A 14,153-nucleotide genomic window follows, 5' to 3' on the forward strand; every position below is an offset into this window, starting at 1 on the left:
AATGAATTATTTTAAAATATTACTAATTGCATTTTTCGCTGCTATTTTGGTATCGAGCTGTAAACAGCCTCAAGAAGCAAGAAAACCCATTTCACATTCATCAGGCAGTTTTATGAAACAGTCTATTGCACGAAATAAAAAAATGATACGTGGAGAAGAGGATCAAATCAAAGCTGTCATTAAAAGTAATTCTAACAAAAAATTTATCGCTTCCAAAAAAGGATATTGGTACTATTACGAATCCAGAAACCTAACCGACAGCCTGACTCCGAAAAAAGGAGATATTGCACTTTTTGATTATGAAATAAAAAATTTAGATGGAAAAATCATTTATTCACAAGAAGAATTGGAAAGACAAATCTACAAAGTCGATAAACAGGACATCATGATGGGATTGAGAGACGGAATAAAATTAATGCGTAAAAAAGAAAAAGTATGTTTCTTATTTACTTCTCACATGGGATACGGGTATCATGGAGACAATAACAAAATCGGAACGAATCAGCCATTGTTCTGTACTGTAACACTTTATGATTTTATGCCCGAAACAGAATACAATAGACAAAATCAGCCGGCTGCTGTCGTAAAATCAAATACAACTGTAAATCCTAAAGTCATAACAAAAGATACTCTAACAAATTAAAAGAATTGAGAATGAAAAAAAATGTTTTATTTGCCTTAGTATTTATTACAGCCTTAATTTCCTGTAAAAAAGAACATGATAATTTACCTGATGGTTTATATGCAGAAATTGAGACTAACAAAGGAAGTATTATATTAGAATTAGATTATAAAAAAGCCCCTGTAACTGTTGCTAACTTCATCACGCTGGCTGAAGGTGAAAACGAATTTGTAATAAACGATACTCTAAAAGGAAAACCCTTTTATAATGGATTAAAATTCCATAGAGTAATAAAAGATTTTATGATACAAACCGGAGATCCTCTAGGAACTGGATCCGGGGATACTGGTTATAAATTCAAAGATGAATTTTCAGACTCTAGATTTGATAAAGGCGGGATTTTAGCAATGGCTAATAACGGTCCGGGAACCAACAGCAGTCAATTTTTCATCACACATTTAGAAACTCCATGGCTTGACGGAAAGCATACCATCTTTGGACATGTAGTAGACTATAATCTGGAAGTTGTAAATAAAATAGAGCAGGATGATTTTATAAAAAGCGTAACAATTATTAGAAATGGTGAGGACGCAAAAAAATTCAACGCCAGTAAAACTTTTCATGATTATTTCCAAATAGAATCAGAAAGTCAAAAACAAAAAGTAGCTGCCGAAGCTGCAGCAAAAAAGGAATACGAAATAAAATATAAAGCAGTCTGCGAAGAAAAATCAGCTTCGTTTACAGTACTAAAAAGTAAGGCTGCCAAAACAGCAACAGGACTTCAATACATAATTACAAAAAAAGGCAATGGTAAAAAACCTGCCATAGGATCTACCATTTATATCCATTATGCTGGATTTTTAGAAAACGGCACATTATTTGACTCAAGTATTGAAGAGGTTGCTAAAACTTTTGGAAAATTTGATCCAGCGAGAGCCGCAGCTAATCAATATATTCCAATTCCTTTTCAAGCAGGAAAAAAAGACGGATTAATCCCTGGTTTTATTGAGGGCATAGAAAAAATGGCTATTGGAGATAAAGCTGTACTGTTTATCCCATCACATCTTGCTTACGGTGAAGCTGGGGCAGGTGATGTAATTCCACCAAATACTAATATTATTTTTGAGATAGAATTAACGGATAAAATGCCTAATTAATTTTTAAATTATCACACTTAAACTAAAAAAAAATGAAATATAAAATCGTATTACTGCTCTTTTTCGGAGTATTCAATTTACAAGCACAAAACACAAAAAAAATAACTGCTCCAAAAAAGCTCGTAGCTACAGCTGCAAAACCAGCCCCTGTTATCGAAGGCATCTTTGCAACTATCGCAACCAATAAAGGAAACATAACGGTTCAATTATTTTATAAAAAGACACCTGTCACCGCAGCGAATTTTATAAGTCTTGCCGAAGGTAAAAACCCATTTGTAACGGTTGAAAAATTAAAAGGAAAACCTTTTTATGACGGTTTAAAATTCCATAGAGTCATCAAAGATTTCATGATTCAAGGCGGAGATCCAGATGGCAATGGTTCTGGCGGACCTGGTTATGATTTTAAAGATGAATTTACAGATTCTAAATTTGACAAAGCGGGAATATTAGCCATGGCAAATTCCGGACCTGCTACTAATGGAAGCCAATTTTTCATTACACATAAAGACACTCCGTGGTTAACTGGCAAACACACCATTTTTGGGCAGGTAACACAAGGGATGAGTATAGTGAACGCAATTGCTCAGGATGATGTGATTACAAAAATCACCATAACAAGAAAAGGTGATTTAGCTAAAAAATTTGATGCTGTAAAAGTCTTCTCAGATTACTTTAATAACAAATCCGAAGATCAAAAAAAGCAAGCAGCTATTGACGCTGAAAATAAGAAAAAACAAATTGAAGCTGAAGCTGAAGCAAAAAAAGCTTATCTAGAAAAGTACGATCAGGTTATAAAAGCAAAAAAAGCTTATTTAACAGCCGAAAAAGCAAAAGCCACAACTACTCCGTCTGGATTAGCTTACAGTGTAATAACAAAAGGAACTGGTGTTAAACCAGCAGATGGAGCTACTTTTTATTTTCATTATGCCGGCTATTTTGAAGACGGAACATTATTTGACAGCAGTTATGAAGAGGTAAGCAAAGCTTATGGGAAATTTGATGCAAATAGAGCTGCTCAAAATGGTTACAAATCATTTCCATTTGTAGCAGGAAGCAAAGATGGTATGATTCCTGGTTTCATAGAAGGCTTAGCAACTATGTCATATGGGGAAAAAATTATTGTATTTATTCCATCAAATCTAGCTTATGGAGAAAGAGGTGCTGGCAGAGGTGTAATTCCACCAAATACAAATTTAATTTTTGAATTGGAAATATTTGAGAAACAACAATAATATAAAAAGAACCGCATAAAAAAAAGCCACGATAAAATTATAATTATCGTGGCTTTTATCTTTAATCGAGAAACCTCTGTATTATTTTTTGAACTTCCATTCAAATTCATCTTTATTATTGATTATTGCTCCAATTTCAAACTTAACAACCTCATCGAATTCAGTTTGAAAAATAATCCAGTTCTCCTCATTAAAGTAATTTTCGAAAGTGTCGAACTCCTCTTGAGTAAATTTAACTATTCCTTTTTGAGCCAAATCTTTTTTTATTTCTGTTATTTTTTTTGCAATTATTTTAATCCCAAATAATTCCAGATTTGGACTGGAAGCAACTAAATATCCTAATCGCAGCTCTTCATCTTTATAAAAAGTCATCCGGATCTTTAGATTATTATAAACAAAAATCACATTATCATCTTCATCATTATAATTTTTAGTTGGTTTACCATAAATGGCAATAACATCATTTTGCTTCATTCCGAAAATGAGTTTATCAATTCCGTTTTTAAGATTTATTTTCATGATTTATTTTTTATTTCTTTTGATTGCAAAGGTATCCATTTTTAAGCCAAAGTATTTTTGCTTTGAACAAAAATATTAAATAACAGAAAAGGAAATAAAAACAGTCATAACCAGCGTCATGCTTAATTATTTACAGAGAATTCATAGGAAAACATATACACAAAATTTAGACATAGACTGAAGTAAATACAGGTGCCGTTTTTTATTTTTGTTTTCCACATGCCATTACATAAAATAATGTATTTTTGAAAAAAAATACGTTATAAATGTTTAAAAAGAGCGCTTTTCTTTTATTACTTTTTTTTACTTTATGCACCTGTCCTGTACAGGCGCAAAACAATGATAATAAAACTATTGACTCATTAAAAACCGCGCTAAAACAGACGAAAAACAAAACTCAACAATCTGAAATACTAATAAGTTTATCTTCGTTTTCAGATTATATTGGTCCTGACAAAGCTATTAACTACGCTAAAAAAGGATTACTTCATGCCCAAAAAATAAATGACACTGAACAAATTGGATTAGCTTACACAAATATAGGCATCGCCTATGAAATAAAATCCGACTATCCTCATGCACTAAAAAATTTCTACAATGCCCTTGAAATCAGTGAAAAAAACAATGACACAAAAACACTTACCAGTTTATATAATAATATTGGACTAATCTACATCGATCTCAAAAATTATAAACAAGGTCTTATTTTTTACAAAAAAGCATTACAAACAAGCTATCAAACTAATAAAGAAAGAAACATTTCTCTTCTCTTGAATAATATTGGAGATGTTTATCTTCAAAAAAAAGAATTCAAAAAAGCCCTAACCTACTTTTATAAAGCGCTAATCATCAACAAAAAGAATGATGAGAATCTGGGCATTGGCATAAATCTGACCAATATTGGAATCTGCTACATAAACATCAAGAATTACGAAAAAGGCATCGAAATGTTAAATAAGTCAATAATTGCTTATAATGACAATTCAAACCTATACAACAATTACAATTATTATGAACTTGGCCGTGCCTATTACTTAATGTCTCAAGATGAAAAGTATATAAATAATAAAGAAGAATATTTAGACAAGTCCATCGGGCTTCTTGAAAATGCTCTGCAAAATTTTATAAAATATAATTCTTTAAAAGACATCCAGGAAACCTATTATTATTTATCTAAAGGAAATAAGATAAAAGGAAACTTTGAAACTTCATTGGATTTCTTTGAAAAATATGCCAAAATTAAAGATTCTATATTTTCTGAAGAGAGCGAAAAAAAAATGGCAAATCTTGAATTTCAAAGAGAAATCGACCTCAGAGATAAGCAGATCGAGATTCAAAATCTTAGGATCTATAGTGACTCCCGAAAAGTATATCTTTTAATTGCAACCGCCGCCGCTGTGGCTACACTATTGGGTTTATTTTTATTTTTATATATTTCTAACATTCGAAATAATAAATTACTCAAAGAGAAAAACACCATAATTTCTAATATCAATTTACAAAAGGACAAATTTTATTCAATCATCGCACATGACTTAAGAGGACCATTCAATGGTTTTCTAGGACTAACAGAATTAATGGCCGAAGATATTGATGACATGAGTAATGAGGAAATAAAATTTGCGGCTGCAAATATGAGAAGCTCGGCAAAAAATCTTTTTGAACTTTTAGAAAATCTATTGGAATGGACCCGCATGGAACAGAATTTAGTTCCATTTGAACCTATGGAATATCTGTTAGAATCTACTACTTTAGAAAGCATCGTCACATTATATAACATTGCCAAAAAAAAAGAAATAAGAATACATACTCAAATTCCAAGTACTCTCCTTGTGTTCTCAGATAAGAATATGTTTCAAGCGGTAATTCGAAACATAGTTCTAAACGCAATAAAGTTTACACCAAAAAAAGGAGAAATTCATATTTCTGCACTAGATAATCATGGAGATATTATAATCACGATTAAAGATTCAGGGATTGGAATGCATCAGAATTTGGTTAATGACTTATTCAAAGTTGACACAAAAAATAACCGAATCGGAACAGAAAATGAGCCAAGCACAGGTTTAGGACTTATTTTGTGTAAAGAATTTGTTGAGAAACACAAAGGTAAAATCTGGGTAGAAAGCGAAGAAGGAAACGGAAGTGCATTTCACATCAGTTTCCCTAAAAAGCAAATGGAATAAGAACCTTTTAAACCCTGTTTAAAGTTTTTTGCTTAGGTTCTCTTTAACTCCGTTAAACCATTCTTCCTTTAGAATACTCAATATAATACTGTCACGGCGTATTTCACTTTCATATGTTGGCATATTGCTGCGCAGTACGCCTTCTACTTTACACCCGATGCTTTTCATTGCTGCAATACTTCGCTCATTATTATTATCGGCACGAAATTCTACGCGTTCCATCCCAAGAGTTTCAAAAGCAAACTGCAGTAAAAGAAATTTGCAGTGCTTGTTAAGACCAGTTCCTCTAAAATCTTTTCCATACCATGTATACCCTAGCTGTACTGTTCTGAAAGGAAAATTAATATCATAAAAACGAGTACTTCCGGCATATTTACCTGATTTCTTATCAATAACTGCAAAAGGGAATTCGGTTTTATTTTCTCTTGCTTTTATTGCTAATTGAATATAGTTTATCAGGTTATCTTTTCCATCAGCAGGGACTAAGGAATATTTCCAAGTTTCAGGTTCATTAAGAGAAATGTCCAAAAGATTATCAATATCTGTTAATTCTAAAGGTCTAAGCAAAACGAAATCATCTTCCAGAATTGTATTTTGAGGGAATTGTGAAACGGTCATTATTTTTTTTGAGCTAATTTACAACAACAGCTTTTCTTTTAAAATTTTAATAGCATTAATTTTATCGCTTTTATAAAAATAAACATAATCGTCGCAAAGAGCAACATGTATGTTTTTTGCCACTGATTACACAGATTCTCACAGATTTCGCTTCTGTTTTTGAAAAAAATCTGTGGAAATCTTTTTAATCTGTGGCTATATTTAGTTACGAAAGTCATAAAAGTAAAAACCCGAAGTATAAAATTTATACTTCGGGTTTCAAATATTTTAAACAAAATAGTTCTCGAAAGACTATTCATTCATTTCATCATAACGTACTGGAACTTGTGGATCGTACAGCGGACATTTAAATTCTTCCAAAGTATCTGCCAGAAGATTCATTGTTTTGCCTTCGGTTCCATAACAGTCAATCTGTATACTTTGCGGAGTTGTTTTTACATGAAAAGCACCTTTTCCTTTGGTATTTTTCCAGCTATTTTCATCTACTTTTTCCCAGCTCGAAAACACCGAATTAATACGGTTCAAAATCACCTGAACTGGAAGTATTTCAAGACCTTCTACTTCCTGCTGTTCTGCCAAAGCTTCATAAACCAAATGATGATTAAGATAGATTCCGTCCTGATATTGCCAAAAAAGTAGTTCGTACATTTTGAAAAAGTTTAATCGTTAGTACTCGAAAGTCCCGTATTCGCTTGTAATTGTTAATTTCTTAGCATCAGAAGCTTCTACCCTACCGACAATCTGAGCATCAACATTGAACGATTTAGAAATAGCAATAATATCCTGAGCAATAGCTTCGGGAACGTAAATTTCCATTCTGTGACCGCAGTTGAACACTTGGTACATTTCTTTCCAATCGGTTTTTGACTGTTCCTGTATCAATTGAAACAAAGGCGGAACCGGAAATAAATTATCTTTTATAATATGCAGATTCTGTACAAAATGTAAAATTTTTGTCTGAGCTCCTCCACTGCAGTGTACCATTCCATGAACCTCTGCAGAAGTATATTTATCTAAAATTTTCTTGATGATTGGGGCATACGTTCTTGTTGGCGAAAGCACTAACTGTCCGGCATCGATTGGTGAATTTTCAACAGCATCTGTCAATTGTACCTGCCCTGAATAAATAAGATCGCTAGGAACTGCAGAATCGTAGCTTTCCGGATATTTGTCTGCCAAATACTTTCCAAAAACGTCATGACGAGCAGAAGTTAAACCATTGCTTCCCATTCCGCCATTATAGTCTTTTTCATAAGTTGCCTGACCGAATGAAGCTAATCCAACGATAACATCACCCGCTTTTATATTAGCATTATCGATAACTTTGGAACGTTTCATTCTTGCCGTCACGGTAGAATCAACTATTATCGTTCTTACCAAATCACCAACATCAGCAGTTTCACCTCCAGTTGAATGAATAGTTACTCCAAATGAATCCAATTCTTTTATCAATTCTTCGGTTCCATTGATGATAGCTGATAAAACCTCCGCCGGAATAACATTTTTATTTCTTCCGATAGTGGAAGAAAGCAAAATATTATCGGTAGCACCTACACACAATAAATCGTCAATATTCATGATTAAAGCATCCTGAGCGATACCTTTCCAAACCGAAATATCTCCAGTTTCTTTCCAATACATATATGCCAATGAGGATTTTGTTCCTGCACCGTCAGCATGCATTATAAGGCAGTAATCATCATCCTGAGTTAAATAATCTGGAACAATTTTACAAAATGCCTGCGGAAATAAACCTTTGTCAATATTTTTAATCGCGTTATGCACATCTTCCTTTGATGCCGAAACACCACGCTGTGCATATCTTTTTGAAGTATCTGAACTCATTTTCTAGTTGTGTGTATGAGGGGCAAAGATAATTTTAATGTGACAATTATACAATTTTAAAATTTTAAAGTTTCTAAGTACTTAAGACTCTAAGTTTCTAAGTCTTTTATTAAAATTTTATCTTTTTAATTTTAATTCTTAAGTACTCTTAATTGGCAATGATTTCAATTTCTACACGGCGGTTTGCTTCTCTCTCTGCTTCGTTTTTTTCAGGTAATGGATACAAAGGTTTAGTACTGGCGAAACCGACAAAAGTCATTCTGCTTTTTTCAATTCCGTTAAATTCCAAAAATTTGTAGATAGCTTTGGCTCTTTGAGTACTTAAATCCCTGAAATCCTTTTGCACACAGCAGATGTGGCCTTGAATCTGTATTTTTAAATCCGGTACATTTTTCATTACAGTAAGCAATTCATACATTACCGATCTTGATTGAGGCATTATCGCAAAAGTGTCTACAAAAAAATTCATGTTTTCTAATTTGAGCTTTTCACCAACATTGGCAAGGCTCATTTTTCTCATAAAAACAGTGTCTACTTTTATATTAACCGATGAGCCATCTGGGTTTTCATAAACATAAATATCCGAGAATTTAATGTTTGGCTTTTTTTTCTCTGGAACAGCTTCTTTCTTCTCGGCTATTATTTTTTCCTCATTTACAAAGTCTTTTGGGAGAATATAATACAAAGTAACTTTTCTGTTTTCGGATTTAACCGGAGACAAAAAATGTAATTTGCCAAAATTTCTTGTTTTAAAATCCTCTCTGATTTTTACTTTATTCTTTATGATATTAAACACATTATCGATACGTTTCTTAGCCAACGTATCATTATAACCAACAGATCCTTCCTCATCGCAAAAACCGAAAACGCCCACCACTTTACTATCTTTATTTACAGATATCCATTGGTTTAACTTTAATAATTCTGTTTTATTTAATACAAATTTATTACTGTCAAAAAAGAAAGAGACCTGCTCTTGCGCAAAAGCACAAGAAGCTGTAAAACTCAATAATAAGGTGATAAAAAACTTCATAATTTGGGGTTTTATATCGTCAAATTTACGATAAAACACCGTCTGTTTATGACAACTTGGAATATATTAAATGATACAGCAATAATCAGACATCATCTATCGTGCGTTTGCAAAAGGGATAGCAGCAAGCTGCCGAAGCAGCGCGAATAGCCCGACCGCCGCTAGAGAAAAGAGCAAATAAATACAAAGATCGACTGCCCTTTTTTCTAGTGGGGGTTTTGCCCAAATAACACCAATCTTAGAACAAATATTTAAGTTAAAATAAGGAATGAAAGAGTAAAAAAAAAGCTTCCCGAAGAAAGCCTTTTTGATTTTATACTACTAAATTACTTCGTTAAAAGCAATTCTCTGTACTTAGTTAAAGTCCATAATTCATTATCGACTAGTAACTCCAATTTATCACAATGATTCCTAATGATTTCAAAATACGGTTTTACATTATTGCAGTATGCTTCGGCCATAGCCTGCGCATCTGTCAAAGTATTGGCTTTTTTTCTTTCTTCGGTCATTTCTTCTACTTTGGAATTGATACCTTCAATATGTCCTGAAATCTCTTTTATCAAAATAATCTGTTCTTTTGCAATCGATTCAAATTCAGAGCCAAAGATGTTTTTTAAACCTTTCACATTTTCGATCAAAGTATTTTGATATTTGATAGCGATAGGAATCACATGATTTTTAGAAATATCACCTAAAACTCTGCCTTCAATTTGAATTTTCTTAGTATATTCCTCCAATTCAATTTCATAACGGGCATGCAGTTCAACCTGATTCATAATACCCATTTCGCCAAATAATTCAACAGCTTGTTTAGACGCTCTCGCTTTCAGAGCTTCTGGAGTGGTTTTAAAATTACTCAAACCTCTTTTTGCTGCTTCATTTTGCCAAGCTTCACTATAGCCGTCTCCTTCAAAAAGTATTTTTTTGGACTGTTTGATATATTCTCTCAGCACATTAAAAATAGCATCATCTTTCTTCATGTCTTTTGACTCGATTAAAACATCTACTTCATTTTTAAAATCTTTAAGCTGCTTGGCCACAATGGTATTCAATGTAGTCATTGCATTAGAACAGTTTGCAGACGAACCCACAGCTCTGAATTCAAATTTATTACCCGTAAAAGCAAATGGAGAAGTTCTGTTTCTATCAGTATTATCCAAAAGTACATCTGGAATTTTACCCACAACATTAAGTTTAAGATCTGTTTTTTCTTCTGGAGATAATTTTCCGGTAGAAACCCCTTCTAATTCTGCTAAAACTTTAGTTAACTGCCCTCCGATAAAAACTGAGATAATTGCAGGAGGCGCTTCATTGGCACCCAATCTATGATCGTTGCTTGCCGTAGCAATAGAAGCTCTTAGCAGCGCTTCATAATCATTAACAGCTTTGATCGTATTAATAAAGAAAGTTAAAAATTGCAGATTAGTCATAGGTGTTTTACTAGGACTCAGTAAGTTAACACCTGTATCTGTAGATAATGACCAGTTATTGTGTTTACCGGAACCATTGACCCCTTTGAATGGTTTTTCATGGAACAACACTTTAAAATCATGACGTTCTGCCACTTTCTGCATCACATCCATCAATAAACAGTTATGATCGACTGCAAGATTCGCTTCTTCAAAAATAGGAGCAAATTCAAATTGATTTGGTGCCACTTCGTTATGACGTGTTTTTACTGGTATCCCCAATAAAATGCATTCCTGTTCCAAATCTCTCATATAGGTTAAAGCTCTCGTTGGAATAGAGCCAAAGTAATGGTCATCCAGCTGCTGTCCTTTAGCTGAAGTATGCCCCAATAAAGTCCTGCCAGTCATAATAAGATCGGGACGGGAATTTGCCAGCGATTTGTCTATCAAAAAATACTCCTGCTCCCAGCCTAACGTAGCAGTTACTTTTTTTACGTTTTTATCAAAGTATTTACAAATTTCGGTAGCTGCTTCATCCATTGCCGATAAAGCACGCAATAATGGAATTTTATTATCTAAAGCTTCACCTGTATAGGAGATAAAAATAGTTGGAATACATAAAGTCGTACCAAATATAAAAGCTGGAGAGGTAGGATCCCAAGCGGTATATCCTCTTGCCTCGAATGTGTTTCTAATTCCTCCGTGCGGAAAACTCGATGCATCCGGCTCCTGCTGCACCAATTGTGCGCCTCCAAATTTTTCCAGCGGGTCGCTTCCGTCATACGAAGTTTCAAAAAAAGCATCATGCTTCTCTGCCGTAGTTCCTGTAAGCGGCTGAAACCAGTGTGTATAATGCGTAACTCCTTTATTTAAAGCCCATTCCTTCATTCCCATGGCAATATAATCTGCCAGTTTTCTATCTATTTTAGTTCCAAATTGAACTGCTCCCTGCACGGCTTTAAAAGCATCTGAAGTCAAATATTGCTTCATCGCTTTATCATTAAATACATTAGATCCAAAAAGTTCTGATTTTCTTCCAGATTCCTGAAAATCTATTAACTTTCTATTAGAAGCTTCTCTTAAAGCTTGAAAACGAATTGATGACATACCTATATATTAAAAATTAACATCCATTGAATAAACACATACAAATGTAAAATATTCTGCTTTACAAATAATTAGTGAATAAATTATATTCTAAAATTCACCTAGATACGACACAAAAAAAACTCTAACACCTTGATTTTTTAGTTACAGTAATAAAATTCTTAATTTAAATTTAATATCAAAAAAATATGAATTACGAATTTATTCATTATACCCCTCTAAAATTATAATTTTTCAAATATACCCCTCCTAAAATGAAGTAATATCAAAAATTTAAAAGACCGAAATAAAAAGCACCCCCCAATTTTACGACATGAGCAATTTATTTTATATTTGCATTCAGAAAAACAAAAAAAAATAAATTATCAATATTATGGCTAAAATTAAATTAGAATACCTTTGGTTAGATGGTTATGAACCAACACAAAACTTAAGAAGTAAAACTAAAGTTGAAGAGCACGAAAACTTTCAAGGAACTTTAGCAGAAATCGGAAACTGGTCTTTTGATGGTTCATCTACAAGACAAGCTGAAGGTGGTTCATCTGACTGTTTATTAGTACCTGTTGCGATTTATCCAGATCCAACTCGTATCAACGGTTATTTAGTAATGACTGAAGTTATGAATGCTGATGGTACTGCTCACTCATCAAATGGTAGAGCAACTATCGAAGATGATGGAGATTTCTGGTTTGGTTTCGAACAAGAGTATTTCATCATGGATACTAAAACATTATTACCATTAGGTTTCCCTATTGGCGGTTACCCTGCTCCACAAGGAATGTACTACTGTTCAGTAGGTGGAAAAAACACACACGGAAGAAAATTAGTTGAAGAGCATGCTGATCTTTGTATCGCTGCAGGTATCAACTTTGAAGGAATAAATCAAGAGGTTGCTTGTGGACAATGGGAATTCCAATTGTTTGCTCAAGGAGCTAAAAAAGCGGGTGATGAAATCTGGGTTGCTAGATATTTATTGGATCGTTTAACTGAAAAATATGGTTACTATATTGAGTACCACCCAAAACCACTAGGAGATACTGACTGGAATGGTTCTGGAATGCACGCTAACTTCTCTAACAATGTATTAAGAACATGTGGTTCTCAAGAAATTTACGAGAAAATCTGTGAGGCTTTCCGTCCTGTAACTGCTGAGCATATTGCTGTTTACGGAGCTTACAATGACCAACGTTTGACTGGCAAACACGAAACTGCATCTATCCACGATTTCTCTTATGGAGTATCTGATAGAGGATGTTCAATCCGTATTCCTTTAATGACTGTTCAAAAAGGATGGAAAGGATGGTTAGAAGACAGAAGACCAGCTTCTAACGGTGACCCATACAAAATTGCTGCTAGAATTATCAAAACTGTAAATTCAGCTTTGTAATCATAAACCAAAGTAAACCAAAAGTGCCTTCCTAACCGAAGGCACTTTTTTTTGGTTAATTTTTTTACCATATTAAAACTGACACTTTTTAAAAATGAGTTTGTTTTGTTCAAATGAATTACCCCGAGGCAGAGCCATCGAGGTATCAAGCGGAAGAGAGTAAATTTTTAGTTTTATGAAAACCTTAGGTTTTCAAACTTTCCTCTTCAACCCCGAGGCAGAGCCTCGAGGAATTTAACTGATTAAATTTGTTTCTTAGCTTTTGTTAGCAAAAAAAATCTAACTGAAATATTTAAAAAAAAGACAAAAAAAAGGAAATCTTTGGATTTCCTTTTTTTTTATACATCTAAAATTAAATTTTTAAAATTGAATTTGCTGTATTTTACTTTCATCCAAATTCAAAGCTTTCATAACTTCTAAATAATTACTTTTATTTACTGCTATACCAAAATCAGCAGGTATAATAACAAATCTAAAAACCTGATTATTTATATATACTGGTTTTCCTGCCACATTATCACCACCTACAAAAATGGTAAATGCTTCTTTACTAAAATTGTAATCGTAGGTAATTGAGTCTCCATTAGAAAAAAATACTGTTGTTGGTATTAACTGCCACACATTAGATCCCGAGTTGTTAATTCCTTCTAATCTATAAACCAAAACAGTTTCATTATCAAATAAATCTCCTTCTATATATGTACTAAAATCTTCTGAAATTATATATCCATCAACCGCATCCTTAAAAAAGCTTTTTTTTATTTCGAATGCAACAGGAACTGCCCCATCTAACCCATCTTGCCCAGGCATACCTGGAGGCCCTTCTGGTCCTTCGCAACTAGAAAATACCATTAGTCCAACAATCGTCAAAAGTGTAATTATTTTTTTCATCTTATTTATTATTTTAAAGTTCGATAAAGGTATTTCAAAAATCAAGCCAAAAACCTCTATATTTTAATTTTATTCAAAAAAACTTAATCGTTTTCGTTTCAACACGAACGCTTCCATATATATTATAACTCAAAAAAAACTTATAAA

12 protein-coding genes are annotated in these 14,153 nt (G+C 33.1%); 5 read left to right on the forward strand and 7 right to left on the reverse strand.

All coding sequences use genetic code 11. From position 1 onward, the window contains the following. Position 1 precedes the first annotated feature (1 nt). The 3 genes from gldI to C8P67_RS02370 are packed head-to-tail and all read left to right on the forward strand — an operon-like array spanning position 2 to position 3,011. The gene (gene gldI, locus C8P67_RS02360) at positions 2-643 is read left to right on the forward strand and encodes a gliding motility-associated peptidyl-prolyl isomerase GldI (protein ID WP_115809966.1); all 642 of its coding nucleotides are present in this window, start codon (positions 2-4) and stop codon (positions 641-643) included. An 11-nt stretch (positions 644-654) separates the two neighbouring features. Beyond that, the gene (locus C8P67_RS02365) at positions 655-1,779 is read left to right on the forward strand and encodes a peptidylprolyl isomerase (protein ID WP_115809968.1); all 1,125 of its coding nucleotides are present in this window, start codon (positions 655-657) and stop codon (positions 1,777-1,779) included. Between the two features lie 32 nt (positions 1,780-1,811). Then, the gene (locus tag C8P67_RS02370; RefSeq protein WP_115809970.1) at positions 1,812-3,011 is read left to right on the forward strand and encodes a peptidylprolyl isomerase; all 1,200 of its coding nucleotides are present in this window, start codon (positions 1,812-1,814) and stop codon (positions 3,009-3,011) included. A gap of 81 nt (positions 3,012-3,092) precedes the next feature. Here the strand turns inward: C8P67_RS02370 and C8P67_RS02375 are convergent, their stop codons facing one another. Beyond that, positions 3,093-3,530 (reverse strand): hypothetical protein, encoded by a 438-nt coding sequence (locus C8P67_RS02375; RefSeq protein WP_115809972.1) that lies wholly within the window; start codon positions 3,528-3,530, stop codon positions 3,093-3,095. 266 nt (positions 3,531-3,796) lie between these two features. On the opposite strand from C8P67_RS02375, the gene C8P67_RS02380 reads away from it, so the two are divergent. Further along, entirely contained in the window at positions 3,797-5,716 is a 1,920-nt protein-coding gene (locus tag C8P67_RS02380) for a tetratricopeptide repeat-containing sensor histidine kinase (protein WP_115809974.1), read from the forward strand. 18 nt (positions 5,717-5,734) lie between these two features. On the opposite strand, the gene C8P67_RS02385 is transcribed toward C8P67_RS02380, so the two are convergent. From C8P67_RS02385 to C8P67_RS02405, 5 genes are all read right to left on the reverse strand, one after another. After that, the gene (locus C8P67_RS02385) at positions 5,735-6,334 is read right to left on the reverse strand and encodes a GNAT family N-acetyltransferase (RefSeq protein WP_115809976.1); all 600 of its coding nucleotides are present in this window, start codon (positions 6,332-6,334) and stop codon (positions 5,735-5,737) included. A gap of 291 nt (positions 6,335-6,625) precedes the next feature. Beyond that, complete coding sequence (locus tag C8P67_RS02390) at positions 6,626-6,982, reverse strand: hypothetical protein (protein WP_115809978.1); 357 nt, start codon at positions 6,980-6,982, stop codon at positions 6,626-6,628. 18 nt (positions 6,983-7,000) lie between these two features. Continuing rightward, the gene (locus C8P67_RS02395) at positions 7,001-8,179 is read right to left on the reverse strand and encodes an AIR synthase related protein (protein WP_115809980.1); all 1,179 of its coding nucleotides are present in this window, start codon (positions 8,177-8,179) and stop codon (positions 7,001-7,003) included. A 148-nt stretch (positions 8,180-8,327) separates the two neighbouring features. Then, a complete protein-coding gene (locus C8P67_RS02400; protein ID WP_115809982.1) occupies positions 8,328-9,212 on the reverse strand; it encodes an OmpA family protein in 885 nt (294 codons plus the stop codon). 326 nt (positions 9,213-9,538) lie between these two features. Beyond that, positions 9,539-11,728 carry a glutamine synthetase III family protein gene (locus tag C8P67_RS02405; RefSeq protein ID WP_115809984.1) on the reverse strand — a complete coding sequence of 730 codons (2,190 nt, stop codon included), beginning with the start codon at positions 11,726-11,728 and terminating at the stop codon, positions 9,539-9,541. A 373-nt stretch (positions 11,729-12,101) separates the two neighbouring features. On the opposite strand from C8P67_RS02405, the gene C8P67_RS02410 reads away from it, so the two are divergent. Continuing rightward, entirely contained in the window at positions 12,102-13,115 is a 1,014-nt protein-coding gene (locus C8P67_RS02410) for a glutamine synthetase beta-grasp domain-containing protein (RefSeq protein WP_115809986.1), read from the forward strand. Positions 13,116-13,475: 360 nt separating this feature from the next. On the opposite strand, the gene C8P67_RS02415 is transcribed toward C8P67_RS02410, so the two are convergent. Then, positions 13,476-14,006: a hypothetical protein gene (locus tag C8P67_RS02415; protein ID WP_115809988.1), complete on the reverse strand. Its 531-nt coding sequence runs from the start codon at positions 14,004-14,006 to the stop codon at positions 13,476-13,478. Positions 14,007-14,153: the final 147 nt, after the last annotated feature.

Origin of the sequence: Flavobacterium aquicola (assembly GCF_003385115.1) — a bacterium.
Taxonomy (GTDB): Bacteria; Bacteroidota; Bacteroidia; order Flavobacteriales; family Flavobacteriaceae; genus Flavobacterium; species Flavobacterium aquicola.

What these genes read in the sequence shown, in the direction of transcription:
- C8P67_RS02385 (WP_115809976.1), bottom strand. Translation starts at nt 6,334, where the DNA reads ATGACCGTTTCACAATTCCCTCAAAATACAATTCTGGAAGATGATTTC.
- C8P67_RS02415 (WP_115809988.1), bottom strand. Translation starts at nt 14,006, where the DNA reads ATGAAAAAAATAATTACACTTTTGACGATTGTTGGACTAATGGTATTT.
- gldI (WP_115809966.1), top strand. Translation starts at nt 2, where the DNA reads ATGAATTATTTTAAAATATTACTAATTGCATTTTTCGCTGCTATTTTG.
- C8P67_RS02390 (WP_115809978.1), bottom strand. Translation starts at nt 6,982, where the DNA reads ATGTACGAACTACTTTTTTGGCAATATCAGGACGGAATCTATCTTAAT.
- C8P67_RS02365 (WP_115809968.1), top strand. Translation starts at nt 655, where the DNA reads ATGAAAAAAAATGTTTTATTTGCCTTAGTATTTATTACAGCCTTAATT.
- C8P67_RS02380 (WP_115809974.1), top strand. Translation starts at nt 3,797, where the DNA reads ATGTTTAAAAAGAGCGCTTTTCTTTTATTACTTTTTTTTACTTTATGC.
- C8P67_RS02370 (WP_115809970.1), top strand. Translation starts at nt 1,812, where the DNA reads ATGAAATATAAAATCGTATTACTGCTCTTTTTCGGAGTATTCAATTTA.
- C8P67_RS02395 (WP_115809980.1), bottom strand. Translation starts at nt 8,179, where the DNA reads ATGAGTTCAGATACTTCAAAAAGATATGCACAGCGTGGTGTTTCGGCA.
- C8P67_RS02375 (WP_115809972.1), bottom strand. Translation starts at nt 3,530, where the DNA reads ATGAAAATAAATCTTAAAAACGGAATTGATAAACTCATTTTCGGAATG.
- C8P67_RS02410 (WP_115809986.1), top strand. Translation starts at nt 12,102, where the DNA reads ATGGCTAAAATTAAATTAGAATACCTTTGGTTAGATGGTTATGAACCA.
- C8P67_RS02400 (WP_115809982.1), bottom strand. Translation starts at nt 9,212, where the DNA reads ATGAAGTTTTTTATCACCTTATTATTGAGTTTTACAGCTTCTTGTGCT.
- C8P67_RS02405 (WP_115809984.1), bottom strand. Translation starts at nt 11,728, where the DNA reads ATGTCATCAATTCGTTTTCAAGCTTTAAGAGAAGCTTCTAATAGAAAG.